General features: G+C 58.4%; 1 rRNA gene. It reads left to right on the top strand.

Annotated elements, in window-relative coordinates:
- Positions 1-310, top strand: a 23S ribosomal RNA gene (locus tag CD790_RS34270); the annotation flags it as partial.

The following is a 310-nucleotide window of genomic DNA, read 5'->3' on the forward strand; positions in this document are numbered from 1 at the left end:
GATTCCGGGAGTAGTGGCGAGCGAAACCGGATGAGGCTAAACCGTATGTGTGTGATACCCGGCAGGGGTTGCGCATGCGGGGTTGTGGGATCGCACTTCAGCAGTCTGCCGGCTGTTGGGTGAGTCAGAAACCATTGCGATAGGCGAAGGGCATGCGAAAGGCCCGGCGTAGAGGGTAAGACCCCCGTAGCTGAAATCGTGATGGCTTGCTTGTGCGACACCCAAGTAGCACGGGGCCCGAGAAATCCCGTGTGAATCTGGCGGGACCACCCGCTAAGCCTAAATATTCCCTGGTGACCGATAGCGGATA

The organism is Streptomyces sp. SAJ15, assembly GCF_007595705.1.
Taxonomy (GTDB): Bacteria; Actinomycetota; Actinomycetes; order Streptomycetales; family Streptomycetaceae; genus Streptomyces.